Genomic DNA, 16,935 nt, shown 5'->3' on the forward strand with positions numbered 1-16,935 from the left:
CCGTCGCGGAAGGACAGACGACGCGCGTTCAGGAGGGAGCGCCGGCAGGCGTGTTCGCAGCGCGCGGCTGACCTGCCGCGAACCTGGATGTCATGGCCCCGGGAAGGTGGCGGCTGTCAAACCCTGTCGGCGATCATGGAGGCGCCGCGGATCATCGCCCCGACCTTGGCGGCCAGTTCCGCCATCGCGAACGGCTTGGCGATCATGTCCATGCCCGGATCGAGGAAGCTCTCGCGAACCGTGGCATTGGCCGCGTAGCCCGTGACGAAGAGGATCGGCAAGGCGGGACGACGCGACCGCGCCAGTTCGGCCAGTTGGCGTCCGTTCAGGCCCGGCAGTCCCACATCGGAGACCATCAAGTCGATGATCTGATCCGAATGCAGGTGGACCAGGGCGCTTTCGGCGTCGGCGGCCTCCAGAGGACTATAGCCGAACTCCGCCAGCAGATTGACGACGAGGGCCCGGACAGAGGCTTCGTCCTCGACCACCAGCACGGTCTGGCCCGTGGCCGAGAAAGGCGCGTCAACCGTCTCGCTCGCCGCAGGCTCGGCGGCGCGCGTCGCCCGCGGCAGGTAGAGCCGGACGGTCGTGCCAGCGCCCTCGACGCTGTCGATGGCGGCGTGGCCCCCGGTCTGCCTTACAAAACCATAGATCATGGACAGGCCCAGGCCCGTGCCTTGGCCGATGGGCTTGGTGGTGAAGAAGGGATCGAAGGCCTTGGCCACGACGTCAGCGGGCATGCCGCCGCCCGTGTCCGCGACGGAAACCACGACATAGTCCCCCGGCGATAGTCCGGGATGAGCCGCCACATCGGACGGGCCCAGCACCCTGTTTTCCGTCCCGATCGTCAGCCGGCCGCCGGCGGGCATGGCGTCACGCGCGTTGATCGCCAGGTTCAGGACGGCGCTCTCCAGCTGGTTGATATCGCTGACGGCCGGCCAAAGATCTGTCGGCGAGACCACGGTCAGCTGAACCTGCTCGCCGAGCGTCCGCGCCAGCATCTCTTCCATCGACCGCGTAAGGGCCGAGACGTCGACCGGCTGCGGATCGAGCGGCTGCTGACGCGAGAAGGCCAGCAGGCGGTGCGTCAGGCCGGCCGCCCGCTGGGCGGACTGCACCGCGCCGTCCATGAAACGGTCGATCTCGGACAGGCGCCCGGCGGCGATCCGGCTGCGGATGATGTCCAGCCCGCCGATGATTCCGGTCAGCATGTTGTTGAAATCGTGGGCCAGCCCTCCCGTCAGCTGGCCGACGGCCTCCATCTTCTGGGCCTGTCGAAGCTGTTCCTCGGTCCGGGCCAAGGCTTCCGAGCGAGCCTTCTCGCCGGTGATGTCCCGGCCGTAGGCGTAGACCAGACCCTCCTCGGCCCAGGTGTTCCAGGTGATCCAGCGCAACCCGCCGTCCTTGTGCCGGTAGCGGTTCTCGAAGCCGTCGAGGTTCTCTCCGGTCAACGCCCGGGCGCGGGCGACATCGCTTGTTGACGCGTCCTCCTCGTGGATGAAGGCGCGATAGCCATAGCCCTCGAGCTCGGTCGGTTCATATCCCAGGAGACGCCGCCAGGACGGGCTGGTCGATTTGAAGCGCCCGTTCTTGTCGAGGATGACGAGGAGATCGCGCGAATTGTTCCAGACCCGGTCCCGCTCTTTGGTGCGTTCGGCGACCCGGTCTTCGAGCGTGTTGGTCAGATCCTGCAGCCTGGCCTCGGTGAGCTTGAAGGCCGTCACGTCATGGATGGCGCCGATGAAGCGATCGGCGCCGCCGGGGCCGTCCCGGCGGTGCTCGCCCCGGCAGGCGATCCAGCGTGTCTCGCCGTTATCAGGCCTGACGATCCGGCATTCGCGATAGGCCATCTGTTCCGGCGCTGGCTCGTCTCCGCCGATCAGGGGCGGCGAGCCAGCGACCAGCGTCGCGTTTATGGCTCGCAGCGCCACGGCGTCTGTCGGCGTGAGCCCCAGCAGATGGCAAAACTGCTGCGAAACCTCGACGGTGCCAAACCCGCTGACATATTCGAACGTGCCGACCCCCCCGGCGGACTGGGCGATCCGCAGGCGGTCCTCGATCCGCTTCTGCGCGGTGATGTCGGTGAGGACGCCGCTGAAGGTCAGGACGCGATAATCATCATCCCGCTTGGCCTGGCCCAGTCCGGAGACCCATCGCACCTCGCCGTCGGTGATCAGACGAAAGTCCTTCACGAACTGCTCGGCGCCATGCATCACCCCTGCCACGGCGATGCGGATGCGCATCCGGTCTTCCGGATGAACGGAGGCGAAGAAGGCGTCCGTGGGGAGGCCGGCGGACGCCTGCTCCCGTGATATCCCGTAGAGGTCGGCGAACCGGGCGTCGCCGTACAGCCGGCCCTCGGCCACGCTCCACAGCCATACGCCGCTGGCCCCGGCGTTCAGCCGGGCGATCAGGGGGGCGAGGGTGGAGGGCTGTGGCTCCGCCAAGGCTTCAGCCCATCCGGCCGAGGTCGTCCGCGCCCATGACGCGATCGATGAAGTCGCCGATGAGCACCTTCAGGGCGCTGAGCGAGGGCAGGTCCATCAGCATGGCGATATAGCCCCGTATGTCCCGGCCGCTGATGGAGAAATTGATATAGAGAAACAGCACCACGCCCTGATCGTCAGGACGCTCGGACAGTTCGAAGAACAGGGCGCCGTCGCCGCGCAGGACCTGCGGCAGAGACATGGTCAGAGGGCGTCCCAACATATTGGCCATGGTCGCCAGGCAGCCGTTCAGAACGACATTGCCCGTCTCGGCCAGGGCCTCGGCCTCGAGGGCCGCGACGTCTTCGGGCGACAACTCATCGCCCGTGACCGCCCGGGTCAGGGTCACGCCGTTGTTCTCGGGAAAGATGAGCAGCGCCCGTCCTGAAAAGGCGCCGTCGAAGTCCTGTCGAACGGCGACGAGTTCGCCCGCCTCGCGCTCATGGATGAGCCGGGCGGCGGCCTTGCGACTGACCACCTCGACCGAGGGGACGGACAGGGTGACCTGTTCGCCGACCATTTTACGCAGACCGGTCGCGGCGCGGCTGACGCCGATATTGACCAGCTCGGTCAAGGCGTCGTGCTCCAGCTCGGAGAGGTCGATTGGGGACGCCGTCATCCGCGTTGGCGCAGCTTCAGCGCGGCGCCGCCGAGGAAGCCCTTCACGCCCTCGTCCGTGATCGGCTTCGGAATGAAGGTGACGTCCAGGACTCGAGCCTGCGCGATGATTTCATCCTGAACATTGGCCGTCGCCAGGGCGATCGGCATCTCAGGATGAGCGTTGCGAATATCCGCCGCCAGTTCCAATCCGTTGCGCCCCGGCATGTTGAAGTCGAGGATCGCCAGATCGATCTCGCCCTCAGCAATCAACGCAAGAGCTTCGTCGGCGTTGCCCGCCTCCTGCTTCTTCCAGTCAGGCCGGAGCGAGGCGATGGCCTTGCCGACCACGATCCGGGCCAGTTTGCTGTCGTCGACGATCAGGAGGGTGGTCATTCGGGCGAATCCAGAAAGGTCTCGGTTGCCTGTGGAGGGAAAGGGCGGCCAGTGCAGGATGCGGCCCTGGCGCGAATAATCGCAGGCAAGAGGAAGCGGTTGAGAAAATCCTCAGCAGGAGCCCCTTCAAACTCCGCCGGGTAGGCGAGCAGCGCTTGAACCACGGCGCTGTGCAGTTGTCGACATCGGGACAGGTCGACGCGCGGGGGCGAGGGGGCGCCCAGCGCGGCCGCCACGGGTTCGGCGTCCTCGACGCCGCAGTCGCCCTCCAGAAACAGACGATCGCCGTCCAGCCTCACGCTCATCCGACCAGAACCTCCGGATCCAGCACCATCAATACCCGGCCGTCGCCGAGCAGCGTCGTCCCGTCAACGCCCGGCATGTCCGCTAGAAGGCCGTCGAGGGGCCGTACGACGACATCGGCGCGGTGATCGATCGCATCGACAGTCAGGCCCACCAGGTCCTGACCCGCCTGTATGATGAGGACCGTGTCGTCTCCGGCGGTCAGGGACGCGTCGCCGCCGACGAGGGTCGCCAGGGATAAAAGCGGAACGGTCCGGCGTCGCCAGGCGAAAGCCCTTCCGGCGCGGATCGGCGAGACAGCGCCGCCGGACACCCGGACGATTTCCAGCACGCAGTCTATCGGCACGCCATAGAGGTCCGCCCCCGCGGTCACGACGATGATCTTGGTGAGCGCCAGGTTGAGCGGCAGCGAGATACGAACGGTCGTCCCCTGGCCCGTCGTGCTGTCTATGGCGATCCGCCCGCCCAGACGCTGGACAGCCGTCCGCACGGCGTCCATGCCGACGCCTCGCCCCGAAACGTCGGTGAGCGCGCTTGCGGTCGAGAACCCAGGCAGAAAGATCAGGTCGATGATATCGTTGTCGGCCAGGGCCTGAACGGCTTCGGCGGACATCAGCCCCTTGCGAACCACGGCGGAACGGATCTCGGCGGGATCAAGGCCCGCGCCGTCGTCGCCGAGAATCAACTCGAACCGCCCGGATACGGCCGAGGTGGCCAGATGGATCGCGCCCTTGCGCGGCTTGCCGACCTTCTGCCGGTCGGCGGGCGTCTCGACGCCATGATCGACAGCGTTGCGGATGAGGTGGGTCAGAGGTTCTAAGAGGCCGTCGAAGATGGTCTTGTCGGCCTCGACGCCGTTGTCCTCCACCAGGACGTCGACCTCCTTGCCGAGCGATCGGGCCAGATCCCGGGCCACCCTCGGGAAACGGCGGAGCAGGGGGGCGACCGGCGTCATGCGAAGCGCCGTCACCTGATGGTGTATCTGCCCGGTCAGCCGGTCCAGACGTTTGGATTGCGTCGCCAAGGCTTGGATCAATCCACGGATATCGTCCGTCTTGGCGGCGGTCGACAAAGCGGCCAGCGCTGTTCGGGCGACGACCAACTCATCGGTCAGGGCGGCCAGCCGTTCGATCCTCTCCGCCTCGACCCGCAGCGTCCGAAAGCCGGCGCGATCCGTCGCGCCTGACGGGGTGTGGTCAGGGCTGTCATGCGGCGTCAGGGGGATGACCTCCACCTGATCCGGCACGAAGCGCAGGACAGCCCGCGCCTCCGCCACGGTCGCCGTGGTGAGCGCCAGCAGGATCAGGCGACAGGTGAAGGGATCATAGTCCGTCTCGCCGCCGTCGGGCTCCAGGGCGAGATCGAAACGGACGAGGCCGGGCAGTCCGGCCATCAAGGCCACCGGATCGTCGCCGGCGAAGTAGGCGCCCTGGGTCGGCGCATAGCGAACGGCCGTGAGCGCGCCTTGTGCGGGCGTTGTGGCTCGCAGGGCCTCCGCCCACCCCGGCGTCTCAATCTGTTCGATGCCGACGGACCCAGCCGCGCCGACCTTGAGCTGGTCGACGAGACGACGCGCCACCTCGCCGGCGCCGTTGGGGAGGCCGCCTTCCGCCTCGATCGCCGATAGCCAGCGCTCGGACTGGCTCAGAACGGCGAGAAGACCGTCCACGGCCTCGCTGTCCGCGACGCGGCCGCCAGATCGGATCGCGGACAGAACATCCTCTCCTGCATGAAGGGCCAGCCCCATGGCGGGAAGATCGAAAAGGCCGACCGATCCTTTCAAGGTATGGAAGGCTCGGAAGGCCTCGTCTGTCGCCGCCCGGTCGTCGGGACGGCGCTCCAGCGCCAGCAGGGCGTCGCTGCCCTGCTGCACCAGCTCTGGCGCCTCGACCAGGAATTGCGTCAGCAGCTCGTCCATCATGCCGAGGGCCGTTGATAGACGATGGCGTCGGGAAAGCGCCGGACGGTGAAGCGGTCGGTGATCCGGGACATCGACTCCGTGTGACCCAGGCAGATGAATCCGCCTGGCGCGAGGTTGTCGAACAGGTGATCCGCCGCCCTGGCCCGGGAATCTTCATCGAAGTAGATCAGGACGTTCCGGCAGAAAATCACGTCGAAGAGGCCCTGATCCTTCATTGAGCCGCGATCGACGAGATTGGCGGGGCGGAAGGTCACTGACTCGCGCAGGTCCTGGATCAGCCGCCGCCGCCCGCGGTTCGAGGGTTCGAAATAGGCGTTCGCCACCGTTTCGGGCAGCCGGCTCAACGACCGCTCGCCGTAGATCGCCTCCTTGGCTGCGGTCAGGGCGTCGCCGTCGATGTCGGAGCCGACGATCTCTACATTATAGGCGTCCACCAGCGGCCAGTTCTCGAGCAGCCACAAGGCGATCGAATAGGCCTCCTCTCCGGTCGAGCAGGGCTGGGACCAGATCCGGATACGATCGCCGGCGCCTCGGGTTCGGACGATTTCCGGCAGAAGGCTGCTGCTGAGGCACCGAAGCTGATGTTCCTCGCGATAGAAGTAGGTCTCGTTGACGGTGAAGCTGCTGATCACCGCGCGCGTTTCTGCGTCGTCGGCCCGCAGGCGCAGCAGGTAGTCGGCGAAGGACGCGCTGCGCGTCGCCGCCAGACGATCATGAAGGCGCCGTTCAATATAGTATCGCTTAGTCTCGCCGAACTGCATGCCGGTGCGAGCATAGAGAAAGTCGCAGAAGCGCCGCAGTTCTTCGGCGGTCAGGACCGGGACGGCCGGCGCCCGGACGGTCATGACCGCCCCGCCAAATCGGTCAGGCCGTTCGCCACCTGATCCAGCGGGAGCACGGCCTCGGCGCCTCCAGAGCGCACCAGCGCTCCCGGCATGCCCCAGACCACGGCCGTTTCTTCCGCTTCGGCAATCGTTCGACCGCCGCCAGCCTTCAGCCGGGAGAGGGCGGCCGCGCCGTCGTCTCCCATGCCGGTTAGCAGCACGCCGATGAGCCTTTCAGCCGACACATGCTCCAGGGCGCTGTCGACCATGCGGTCTACGCTGGGATGCCAGCGGTGGGCCGCGCTCGTCGGGGTCGGCAGGGCCGCCAACGCGCCGGAACGACGGCTGATGATCAGGTCCGCGTCGCCGCGGGCGATGTAGACGGTCCCGGGTTCGAGAACCATCGGTCGAACGACCTCCCTGACAGACAGGGCGCATAGGCGATCCAGCCGGGTCGCCAGCGCCCCGGTGAAGGTGGCGGGCATGTGCTGGGCCACGACGATCGGCCAGGGAAAGTCCGCCGGGAGGGGCGCCAGCACCGCGTCCAACGCGGGCGGCCCGCCGGTGGAGCTGCCGATCAGAACCAGCCGCTCCACGCTATCGTCCACGACGGGCGACAACCTCGTGCGAGCTGCGGCCGCAACGGATCGAGGGCGGCCGAGAGGTCGTCCGGCGAGAGCCGTTCCGCCGGTTTTCAGGCGCACCCTTTCGGCAAGACGGTGCGTCCCACCCAGCCGCGCGCCGGACGCCGACCGAACCTTTTCGACCAACAGCGGCCCGAACACGTCGACCTTCAGGGAAATCGCCCCGCCGGGCTTGGGAATGAAATCCACTGCGCCGAGCGACAGGGCGTCCAGCGTCTCGCGCGCGCCGTCCCCTGTGAGGGCTGAGAACATCACCACCGGGCAGGGATGCTCGATCATGATTCGGTCAAGACAGGCCAGCCCGTCCATCTGGGGCATCTGGATATCGAGGGTGATCACGTGGGGCTTGAGTTCTGGCAGGAGGGCCAGGGCCTCGAGCCCGTTTTTCGCGAAGGCGACCTCGACATCCGCCTCGCCGGCGAAAACCTCGCCGATCAGTCGTCGCATCAGGGCGGAATCATCGACGGCCAGGAGGCGGATCACGATCCGATCCCGATCCTCGAGATGTCCATGTCGGCCAACAGGTCGCGCTCGGCGCGGTCCAGCAGCGCCTTCGGCTCGATGAGCAGGATCAGCCGTTCGCCGCCATCCAGCGTGGCGACACGGGTGAACAGCCGGCCCGCGTCAGCTGTGAAATCGGGAGCGGGGTCCATCTGGGTCTCGGCGATGCCGAGGATCTCGCTGACAGCGTCCACGATAAAGCCGGTCTGTCGCGCTTCTACAGTCGTCACGATGACGCGCGGCTGTCCCAAGGCTGCGGATGTCGGCGCCTGGAAGCGCCGGCGTTGATCTATGACCGGGGTGACCCTGCCGCGGAGGTTGAGGACGCCTTCCACGAAGGCGGGGGCGCGGGGCACGCGGGTGAGGCGCTCCGGGAGGCGCGCGACCTCGCCCACGGCCGCCAGCGGCAATCCGTATTCATCGCCGCCGATACGGAAGATCAGATATGCCTCCGCGGCGCCGGTCGTCCCGGTCTCGTCCATCGGCCTCGCCTCGGTTCGGCCGTCGGCCAATATTTGTGCAGTCTTCTCATCGCGGAACAGCCGCTCGGTCGACAGGATCGCAACCAGCCCCTGGCCCTCTGGAAGCCGGGCGATGGACTGGACCTGCGCCTCGCCCTTTCCCCGGTTCAGCACCGCCGGAGCCGGGTCGACGGCGTTTTCCGCCACCCGGAGGATGGATTTGAGACCGTCGACCGCCAACCCGACATAGGCGTCTCCGACACGCGTGACGATCACCCGGTCGGCGTCGTCTCCCCTCTCGGCGAGCCCAAGAAGGATCTTGAGGGAGACGACAGGCAATAGCCGTCCCCGGAGATCCAGCACGCCACGCGTCATGTCCTCGGATCCCGCGACGCGGGTCAACTTGCCGCGGAAGGTGAGAACCTCGCTGACCGCCTCGAGCGGCAAGGCGTAGGTCTGGCCCGCCAGTTCGAAGGCCAGCAAGGTCATGGCCCGATCCGCCCCGGAGGCCTCCTCAAAGGGGAGGGAGGCGACCGTGCGCGCCCTGACTTCGCCGGTCCCGAGGGAGAAGGCCTGTCGCAGCAGTCCCTCCAGGTCGACGACGCGCGCGGCGGCGTCCTCGACGGCGTATAACCGGCCAAACGCCGCATTCGATTTCGGGGCTTCGGATGCGGACAACTGGGTCAGGGCGCCCACGCGATCCACCAAAAGCCCGACGGTCTGCCCCGCTTCGAGCAGCAAAAGCCGCGAATGTTCGCTGGGCGTGTCTTCTCCGCCGAAAAGACGGGCCAGGGAGACCACGGGCGTGGCGGCCCCGCGCAGCGCGGCGATCCCCAGCAGGCTGTAGGGGCTCCCGGGCACGCGCGTGACGCGAGGCTGTCGAAACACCTCGGACACAGTCGCGGCGTCGGCCGCGAATTGCGCCTCTCCCACAAAAAAGGTCAGGAAGGGGCGCGGGGCCGCTCTATTCACCTAGGCCTCGCGGGTCCGAAGTTCATCGGCCAGCAGGGCGATCTCCTCTATCGCGGCCGCGAGGTCCTCCGCGCCTTGCGACTGCTGCCGCGCCGCCGTGGCCGCCTGCGCCCCTGCCGAGCTCGCTTCCTCGGCGACGGACGCAATCTGGGCGATCCCGATCAGCACCTGTTCGACATCCTGCAGGGCGGAGCTCGCGCCGGCAGCGATCTCCACGCTCCCGGCCCTGAGATCTTCAGCGATCAGCGCCACCTTCGCCAGACGATCGTCCAGCTTGCGGTTCTTCTGGGCCTCGGCTTCCCCTACGGCGGCTATATGCTCCATGTCGCGACGAACCATCGCCAACTGCCCCTGCATCAGACGCACCGTCTCGCGAGCCCGGGCCGCATTCTCCTCGGACGCACGAGCCAGGTTCCGAATGTCGGTCGACACCAGGGCGAAGCCCCGTCCCTGATCACCGGCCCGCGCCGCCTCAATCGATCCGCTGACCGCCAGCATGTTGGTCTGAATGGCGACATTGGTCATGCCTTCGACGCTGCGCTCAATGGCGTAGGTGGAGACTTCCAGGGTTTCGACCAGGATCAGGACTTCGGCGATTTCCGCGCTGGCGCCCGCCACGCCCTCAGCCAGACGTGCGACAGCCGTGCGGCTGGCCTGTAAACGCGCTTGCGCGTCGTCGACGGCTTCGAGCGAGGCCCGTGCAGCGTTCTCTGAATCCGCCGCGGCCTTGCGAATCTGCGTCATGGCGGCGCTGGCCTGATGCGTCGCCGAGGCCTGAGCCTGCGCTCCGCGACCGATCTGATCGACAGCGGCGAGAATCTCTCCCGCTGCGCCAGCGAGTTCCTGGATGGTCGCCGACAACGCCTCGGCCGCCGCGCCGGCCTCCTCCGCCGCGGCCGTTCCGTCAGCGCTTTCGTTCAGCCGTTCCGCCACCGCCGCGAGCGCCTCCGCCGTAGATCGGCTCTCATCCAGCGCCGTGCTCTGCTGCTGTACGGCGCGTTGGGCTTCCGCGGCGCCGGCGGACTGCTCCTCGGCCGCTTTCGCCACGCTGTCGGCCCCCTCCTGGGTCTCGCGCAGGGCGCCCTCCGCTTCCAGCGCCGCCGCCACGATCGCCTTGTTGCGTTCGGTGATGTCGACCAGGGCGGAACGCATGGTCTGCAGTTCCGCGATCGCGGCGCGACCCGACCGCGCCTCCGCGGATGCGGTTTCAGAGGCTCCTGCGATTCTCCGGGCGATTTCGCGACCCTCTTCAGCCGCCCGCCGGGTCAAATCTGCAACCTGTCTCGATCGCTGTTCCGAGACCTCTGAAAGGCCGCGCACCTCATCGGCGACTACGGCGAAGCCCAAGCCGTGATCTCCTGCGCGCGCAGCTTCGATCGCGGCGTTCAGCGCCAGGAGATTCGTCTGGTCGGCCAGGTCGGCGACCGAGGCTGTCACTTCATCGACGGAGACGGCCTGCGCCTGCAACCGGTTGGCGATTTCAACCGATCTCCGCTGGCGGTCCGCGTTCACTTGGATCGCATCCGCCGAGGCTTCGATCAGCGCCGCCGCCTCGGCCAGCTCGACTTGCAGCTCCTGGCTGTAGCCGTGAGACCGCTCCGCGCGCCCTCTCGCCTGGGAGAAGCTCGTCGCCAGATTGTTCACCGCGGCCAGGGATTCATGCGCCGCTCCAGCCGCCTCTTCGGCGCCGCTGGAAATCTGCTCCATCGCGCGCTGAAGCTCCTCGGCTGCGCTCGAGGCTTCCGCGACGCCTCCGGCCAACTCCTGCGTGGCGGCTGAGAGCCGCTCGGCGGCGGTCTGAATCCCGCGAGATCGCGCGACGGGTTTGGAACGCCCTGCGATCGGCCCCGCTGAATGCGGTATCGCCTTCGCGCCGCGTTTCCCCGCCAGAGCGGATGTTTTCACCAAGGCCATTCGATCCCCATTGCGAATCCGGCTGGGCAAGTCGCCCAAACTGGAGAGCCGTGCGCCACAAGCGCATGCCGGACGGCTTCGAGCAATAACTCACGTTAGCTGACGACGTGTGTCACAAGCGCCTGAACGGCCAAGCTTATGGTTGATTCCCTGCGCCAGTGGTCATTGCCAGCCCTGTCGAGAGCTGTCGCGACGGAGCAGGATTTCTCCCAGGGGCGCAAAGTTCGCCCGCCGATCGAGGGATCACTCATGGGAACGGTTCTCCTCGACCCCTTCGACGTGCGTGACGCAGGGTGAGTTGGCGACGCCGCTTCCCTCGCGGTCCAGCAGGAAGAAGAAGGGCGGAAAACCGCGCGCGTCCATCAGGCCCAGCCGATGATTGGGTCCCACGGACCTGAAAACGTCGATGATAGGCTGGCGATCATAGATCATCGCCGCGGTGATCCGTCCGCGGTAGTCCACGCGACGCAACCGTGCGGTCGGCGACTGCGTCGCGAGAAGGGGCGCCGCCGCGCGGAAGACGAGGCTCGCCCCTCGGCTTCGCATCACGGATGACGCAAGTGGGCGAAGCAGGACCCATCGAGGATCCAAACTCAACGTCCGCGCGCCAAGATCAAACACAAGGGGATCAACGTCTTCCGAGGTGTGAAAGGCCTTACCCCGCCAGCCGTACGCCTCAAGCAGGCCGTCGAGCGGATGCCCGGTGTGAAGCGGTCGCCCCCGCCAATGACCGAGCATCTCATTCACCTCGGTTCCCGGCAGATAGTCGAAGAGCTCGAGCGCCTCCTGTCGGCTGGCGCCATGGCGCGCGAGATGATCGAGCACGCCGGAAGGATCGTCCAGCCATTCTGAAGAAGTCATAAGAAAGCGAACACCAAGCTCGGCTGTGAGGTTCCCGCGTCGGCCATGCTGGCGTGGGAGGGGGCGGCGCGGTCGCGTGACCATAGCCGTCGTTACGTCGGCTTCGATCTCCTCGGAGGGCCCGGGTGGGCGGCAGGCCTGGTCGAGCTGATTTTGACCTTAGGACTGACCTCCGGCTCGGCGACTGCACGATGGCGCCGCTCCGACGAGGCTGGTCAGGTCGGATACGCTCCGATCGAAGCCCGTAGCGGGAAGGGCGCGTTCCATCAGCTGGTCGACCCGGCAGCCAATCCACCTCCGACGACTAGGACTCCAGGAGCGACGTCCGTGGCGCCTCTTAATCCGGGCGCGCGGCCAACGTCCAGGCCGACATGGCTGAGCCGTCGCGCGGCATGAAGCGAAAAAGACGCTCACCGATCGATCAGGGATCAGGTCGGTTGCTCCTCGCAGTCGCCGTGTCGACGAGCGGCTAGCCTGCGAGGGACAACCCGGGTGCGCGCCGATTCAGCGGACGGAAATCAGGTCTAGAGTCCAGAGGGCGACAGAACCGGATCGCCGCCCCGGAGTTGGCTATGGCCTTCGGAGCAAGTCTTCCCATGACCCATAAGCCTGAGCCTGTTGTCGCCGCGCCCGTTCTGGGCGATGGGGGCGTCCCGCGTCCGGACGGTCTGAGGCCCGGTCGAAAGGCGCCGCCCGCCGCCGTGGCTGCGCGTCTCATCGCGACGTGGAGAGCGGCAGGGGGAGGGGATATGCTTCTGGTGGCGGGGAGCGAGCGTCGGGCGGACGAGATCGCCCGCGCCCTGGGAGCCATGATCACCGACGACGACCCTGTCGTCATGGTGTTTCCGCCCTGGGACTGTCTTCCCTACGATCGCGCCTCGCCGTCCCGCGAAAGCATGGGACGTCGTATGGCGGTGCTGGCCCGGCTCGCGGAGGCGGGACCGCGGGGACGTCTGGTGGTGTCTTCGCCCGAGGCGATGATGCAGCGGACGCCGCCCGGAGACATCGCAGACGCTCGCTTCGACATCGCGGTCGGCGCGCCGCTTGACCGGGAAGTCATGGCCGAGTTCGCGGCCCGGACAGGCTACATCCGCGATGAGCGCGTGGATGAGCCGGGCGAGATCGCGATCCATGGCGAGGTGATCGACATCTACCCGGCGGCGGCGACATCGCCGTTTCGCATCGTCATGGCCGAGGACGGCTCCGTGGCTGAGATCAAGGCCTTCGATCCCGTCAGCCAGCGTTCCCGGGAAAGTGCGTCCGCCCTTTCCCTGACCGCCGCGTCGGAGCTGGTGGTCGAGGGGGACGGAGCAGAGCGCGAAGCGACGCCCGGAGAGGAGCATCATCTGCAGGAGCATTATGGCCAGCCGCTGGGCGACCTGTTTCAGGCCTTGCCGGGCGGTCGCATCGTTCTGGACGAGGGCGTCCTCGAGCGCGCTGAGCGGACCGAGGCGCAGATCAGGGAGGCCTTCGAGGCGCGGCGGAGTTTTTCCGATGCTGACGGTCGGTCGCTGGCGGCCGTCGACAGCCTCTATCTCTCGCTCCCCGAGTTCTCACGCGCTGTCGAAGGCGCGGAGGCGCTTGACCTCGCCGGCCTAGGGCCCGTCCCGCACCTCGCGCGAGCCGGCGCCGCGGGAACAGGCCTGAAACGCTATCTCCAGGTCCAGCGCGCCGCCGGCCGGCGGGTCGTGCTGGCCGGGCTGGCTCATGAACAGCGTGTGATGGCCAGGCTTCTCCGGCGCAACAGGATTGAACCGCCAGCGGCCGTTGAGACCTGGGAAGCCGTGGGGGAGGCTGGGCCCGGCGCCCTGGTCTCTCTCGTTGCGGATTTTGACGAGGGCTACGCGGACGCCCGCGAGGATTTGGTCCTGCTGACCGCCACCGATCTCACCGGCGGCCGGATCGCTCAGGGCGCAGGCGCCTCGACCGATCTGTTCGGTGAGACCGAGGTGCGCCTCGGCGACGTTGTCATTCATGAGGAGCACGGGCTCGGCGTGCTGCGGGCGCTTGAGCAGGTCGAGGCGGATGGCGTGGTGCGGGACGTGCTGCGGCTGGAATACTATGGGGGAGCCGCAGTCCTGGCGCCGGTCGAGGAGCTGGGCCGCATCTGGCGTTACAGCGCCGAGCCCGCCGCCATCAAGCTTGACCGTCTCAACGGCCAGGCATGGCTGAAGCGTCGGGCGGAGGTCAGCGCCCAGATCGATGCGACCGCGCTCTGCATGATCGAGATGGCCAGAGCGCGCGAAGCCACGGCGACCGACAGGATCTCGCCGCCCCGACCCGACTATGCGCGGTTCGCGTCCCGCTTCCCCTTTCCGGAATCCGTCGATCAGCTCGCCGCCATCGACGACGTTCTGAGGGATCTGGCGTCGGGACGACCGATGAACCGACTGGTGTGCGGGGACGTGGGGTTCGGAAAGACGGAGGTGGCCCTGCGCGCTGCGGCGGCCGTCGCCCTTTCCGGCCGGCAGGTGATGTTGGCCGCCCCCACGACGGTTCTCGCCCGTCAGCACTACGAGACCTTTCGTCAGAGATGCGAGGGCTCCGGTATTCAGGTCGGACGCCTTTCCAGGCTCGTGGACGGCGGCGAGGTCCAGGATGTCCGCCGCGGCCTTGAGGATGGGTCGATCCAGGTCGTGATCGGAACGCAGGCGCTCGCGGACGACACCCTCGTCTTCGCTGACCTTGCTCTGGTGATCATCGATGAGGAGCATCGCTTCGGCGCCGCGCTCAAGGCGCGGCTGGCGGATCTTGCGCCCCATCTTCTGGCCCTGTCCGCCACCCCGATCCCCCGGACGCTGCAAGGAGCCCTCGTCGGGGTGCAGGACGTTAGCATTCTCGCCAGCCCGCCCGCGCGGAGACGCCCCGTCCGCACCTTTATGACGGACGACGACGGGGCTTCTCTGTCGACCGTCCTGCGTCGCGAGAAGAGACGGGGCGGGCAGAGCTTCGTGGTGGCTCCCCGCATCGAGGACCTTGAGCCTCTTGCGGCGCGTCTGTCGGCCCTGGTTCCAGAACTGAGCGTGATCGTGGCTCATGGAAAGCTGACGCCCGACGATATGGACGCGGCCATGTCGACATTCGCTGAAGGCCGGGGCGACGTCCTCCTTTCCACCAACATCGTCGAAAACGGCCTCGACGTGCCACGGGCCAACACCATCGTGATCTGGCGACCGGATCGCTTTGGCCTCGCCCAGCTGCATCAGCTGCGGGGCCGGGTTGGGCGAGGGCGACGCCAGGGGTTCGCCTATCTGCTGAGCGATCCTGGGGCGGAGCTTGCTCAGAACACGCGCGCGCGGCTGCAAACCCTCGAGGCCCTGGACCGACTGGGAGCGGGGTTCGCCATCAGCGCTCGCGACCTGGACCTTCGCGGGGGAGGCGACCTGGTCGGCGAGGAGCAGGCCGGCCATATCCGGTTGATCGGCGCCAGCCTCTACCAGCGGGTGCTGGCGCGCGCCCTGCGGGAGGCCAGGGGCGAAGTCGCGAGCGAGCCCGCGCCGCCGAAGACGACCCTGAATGCCAAAGGACGCTTTCCCGAGACCTATGTGCCCGATCCCAGCGTGAGAATCAGTCTGTACGCCCGCCTCGCCCGATGTGTCTCGGCCGAGGAGATCGATGCGTTCAGCGAAGAGATCGAGGACCGGTTTGGCCCCCCGCCCGAAACCGTGACGGCGCTCCTGGACGCGCGGAGGCTGACGGCGCTGGCCCGGGTCGCGGGCGTGACCGAACTGGTGTCCGGACCCAAGGCGACGGCCTTGGCCTTCGGGTCCAGGGCGCGGACGAAGCGGGCGCGGGCCCTGTCCAAAGGTCGTCCGAAGAGCGACGCCTGGCGCTGGTCGGGAGACAGGCTGCTCATCGAAACGTCCGGCGGCGAACGCCACGACCAAGTCTTTCTCGAAGCGATCCTCGTGGAGTTGGCTGAGGCAGCGGAATGCGAGGCGTGAGCCTGAAGTTTTGCGGGGCGACGGACCGGGACCATGGCTCCGGGGTGTTGATGAACGCGTCGATGCGCCTCGACCGGGCGGGAGAACGGGCTTCCATGGAGGTCCATGGAGACGACCTACACCGATCGAGCACGCCCGCGTCCGGGACAGGCCTGAGCCGACGCGGGTCTGAGGCGCGACGGGGGGCGCCCAAGGGGGACGGGCGACGTTCGCCTGGAACCTGGCGTGCTCGGGCGGGACAGCGCCGTCATTGCTGAACTATCCAGCGGACGATCCCGTCCCGGAAAGTCGGGCATCGAACTCCGGAAACGAACGAACCTTTTCGCTATTTCATCCCCGACGCCCTGTGCGCGGAAGCGCCCCACGGGTCGATGGGGGTCCCGAGGCGGGGAGGCGCGGGGAAGGTTGCGGCGTCCGGACATGAAAGAGGGCTGATGGCGGGGAAAGTCCGTTATGGATGAGGCGGCAGGTTGGGCGGCGCCCGTTGCAACGGCGGTCGCCGCGGTCATGACGGCCTCGAACCTCGGGCCACGGGTGACCGGCTGGGGTTTTGTCGTCTTCTTCGCAGGATCGATCTGCTGGTGCGTCGTCGCCGTGCAGACCGATCAGCCCAACCTTCTCTGGGCCAACGGCTTCCTCACCCTCGTCAATCTCGCGGGGGTCTGGCGCTGGCTGGGACGGCAGGCCCGCTACCAGCAGGCCAGCGCCAGGGCGAGCGCCGCGAGCGAGCGATCGAAGGCGCCGGATCTGGTTGCTCTGAGCGCCGTCCTCGGAGGGCGCGTGCAGGGGAGCGACGGTGAGATCGTCGGCCATGTGGTCGAAGTCATGGCTCGCCGCGACTCTTCGGCCATGGCCTATCTGGTCGTGAGCGTCGGCGGCCTGGGCGGGGTGGGCGAGACGCTCCGCGCCCTGGATCGAACAATGATCGTCCTGACCCCGGAGGGGGCGCATTGCCGTCTTTCCAGGGAGGCGGTCGAGAGCATGCCGGCGCTGTCGTTGGAGCAATGGCCCGCCGGCGCCGCCGATGTCCGGGCCGGACAGGACGCTCGGGTCCGTCAAGCGGAAAGGACGTCCGCGGAACGGCGTTAAGCAATTGGTTGAGCAAGTCCTT

General features: G+C 67.5%; 12 protein-coding genes. 2 read left to right on the forward strand and 10 right to left on the reverse strand.

Annotated features, from left to right (window positions below; all coding sequences use genetic code 11):
- Nucleotides 1-116 precede the first annotated feature (116 nt).
- From B4A39_RS13935 to B4A39_RS13980, 10 genes are all read right to left on the reverse strand, one after another.
- On the reverse strand, nucleotides 117-2,447 hold the full coding sequence (locus B4A39_RS13935) for a hybrid sensor histidine kinase/response regulator (protein ID WP_292037127.1): 2,331 nt from the start codon (nucleotides 2,445-2,447) through the stop codon (nucleotides 117-119).
- A gap of 4 nt (nucleotides 2,448-2,451) precedes the next feature.
- Nucleotides 2,452-3,105: a chemotaxis protein CheX gene (locus tag B4A39_RS13940; RefSeq protein ID WP_292037129.1), complete on the reverse strand. Its 654-nt coding sequence runs from the start codon at nucleotides 3,103-3,105 to the stop codon at nucleotides 2,452-2,454.
- The gene (locus B4A39_RS13945) at nucleotides 3,102-3,479 is read right to left on the reverse strand and encodes a response regulator transcription factor (protein ID WP_292037130.1); all 378 of its coding nucleotides are present in this window, start codon (nucleotides 3,477-3,479) and stop codon (nucleotides 3,102-3,104) included. The genes B4A39_RS13940 and B4A39_RS13945 overlap by 4 nt, the downstream gene beginning before the upstream one ends.
- Nucleotides 3,476-3,784 (reverse strand): hypothetical protein, encoded by a 309-nt coding sequence (locus tag B4A39_RS13950; RefSeq protein ID WP_292037131.1) that lies wholly within the window; start codon nucleotides 3,782-3,784, stop codon nucleotides 3,476-3,478. The genes B4A39_RS13945 and B4A39_RS13950 overlap by 4 nt, the downstream gene beginning before the upstream one ends.
- Nucleotides 3,781-5,703 carry a chemotaxis protein CheA gene (locus B4A39_RS13955; RefSeq protein ID WP_292037132.1) on the reverse strand — a complete coding sequence of 641 codons (1,923 nt, stop codon included), beginning with the start codon at nucleotides 5,701-5,703 and terminating at the stop codon, nucleotides 3,781-3,783. The genes B4A39_RS13950 and B4A39_RS13955 overlap by 4 nt, the downstream gene beginning before the upstream one ends.
- Entirely contained in the window at nucleotides 5,700-6,548 is an 849-nt protein-coding gene (locus B4A39_RS13960) for a CheR family methyltransferase (RefSeq protein WP_292037133.1), read from the reverse strand. The genes B4A39_RS13955 and B4A39_RS13960 overlap by 4 nt, the downstream gene beginning before the upstream one ends.
- Entirely contained in the window at nucleotides 6,545-7,654 is a 1,110-nt protein-coding gene (gene cheB / locus B4A39_RS13965) for a chemotaxis-specific protein-glutamate methyltransferase CheB (protein WP_292037134.1), read from the reverse strand. The genes B4A39_RS13960 and cheB overlap by 4 nt, the downstream gene beginning before the upstream one ends.
- The gene (locus tag B4A39_RS13970) at nucleotides 7,651-9,105 is read right to left on the reverse strand and encodes a chemotaxis protein CheW (RefSeq protein ID WP_292037135.1); all 1,455 of its coding nucleotides are present in this window, start codon (nucleotides 9,103-9,105) and stop codon (nucleotides 7,651-7,653) included. The genes cheB and B4A39_RS13970 overlap by 4 nt, the downstream gene beginning before the upstream one ends.
- Nucleotides 9,106-10,812, reverse strand: coding sequence for a methyl-accepting chemotaxis protein (locus tag B4A39_RS13975; RefSeq protein ID WP_292037136.1), 1,707 nt, complete (start codon nucleotides 10,810-10,812; stop codon nucleotides 9,106-9,108).
- A 450-nt stretch (nucleotides 10,813-11,262) separates the two neighbouring features.
- The gene (locus tag B4A39_RS13980; RefSeq protein WP_292037138.1) at nucleotides 11,263-11,880 is read right to left on the reverse strand and encodes a DUF4334 domain-containing protein; all 618 of its coding nucleotides are present in this window, start codon (nucleotides 11,878-11,880) and stop codon (nucleotides 11,263-11,265) included.
- Between the two features lie 596 nt (nucleotides 11,881-12,476).
- Between B4A39_RS13980 and B4A39_RS13985 the strand changes: the two genes are divergently transcribed.
- Nucleotides 12,477-15,824 (forward strand): DEAD/DEAH box helicase, encoded by a 3,348-nt coding sequence (locus tag B4A39_RS13985; protein ID WP_292037139.1) that lies wholly within the window; start codon nucleotides 12,477-12,479, stop codon nucleotides 15,822-15,824.
- A 507-nt stretch (nucleotides 15,825-16,331) separates the two neighbouring features.
- The gene (locus B4A39_RS13990) at nucleotides 16,332-16,913 is read left to right on the forward strand and encodes a PRC-barrel domain-containing protein (protein WP_292037140.1); all 582 of its coding nucleotides are present in this window, start codon (nucleotides 16,332-16,334) and stop codon (nucleotides 16,911-16,913) included.
- Nucleotides 16,914-16,935 lie beyond the last annotated feature (22 nt).

The sequence above is a fragment of the Brevundimonas sp. UBA4553 genome (assembly GCF_002387245.1).
Lineage (GTDB): Bacteria > Pseudomonadota > Alphaproteobacteria > Caulobacterales > Caulobacteraceae > Brevundimonas.

What these genes read in the sequence shown, in the direction of transcription:
- B4A39_RS13940 (WP_292037129.1), bottom strand. Translation starts at nt 3,105, where the DNA reads ATGACGGCGTCCCCAATCGACCTCTCCGAGCTGGAGCACGACGCCTTG.
- B4A39_RS13945 (WP_292037130.1), bottom strand. Translation starts at nt 3,479, where the DNA reads ATGACCACCCTCCTGATCGTCGACGACAGCAAACTGGCCCGGATCGTG.
- B4A39_RS13950 (WP_292037131.1), bottom strand. Translation starts at nt 3,784, where the DNA reads ATGAGCGTGAGGCTGGACGGCGATCGTCTGTTTCTGGAGGGCGACTGC.
- B4A39_RS13955 (WP_292037132.1), bottom strand. Translation starts at nt 5,703, where the DNA reads ATGATGGACGAGCTGCTGACGCAATTCCTGGTCGAGGCGCCAGAGCTG.
- B4A39_RS13960 (WP_292037133.1), bottom strand. Translation starts at nt 6,548, where the DNA reads ATGACCGTCCGGGCGCCGGCCGTCCCGGTCCTGACCGCCGAAGAACTG.
- B4A39_RS13975 (WP_292037136.1), bottom strand. Translation starts at nt 10,812, where the DNA reads ATGGAGCAGATTTCCAGCGGCGCCGAAGAGGCGGCTGGAGCGGCGCAT.
- B4A39_RS13980 (WP_292037138.1), bottom strand. Translation starts at nt 11,880, where the DNA reads ATGACTTCTTCAGAATGGCTGGACGATCCTTCCGGCGTGCTCGATCAT.
- B4A39_RS13985 (WP_292037139.1), top strand. Translation starts at nt 12,477, where the DNA reads ATGACCCATAAGCCTGAGCCTGTTGTCGCCGCGCCCGTTCTGGGCGAT.
- B4A39_RS13990 (WP_292037140.1), top strand. Translation starts at nt 16,332, where the DNA reads ATGACGGCCTCGAACCTCGGGCCACGGGTGACCGGCTGGGGTTTTGTC.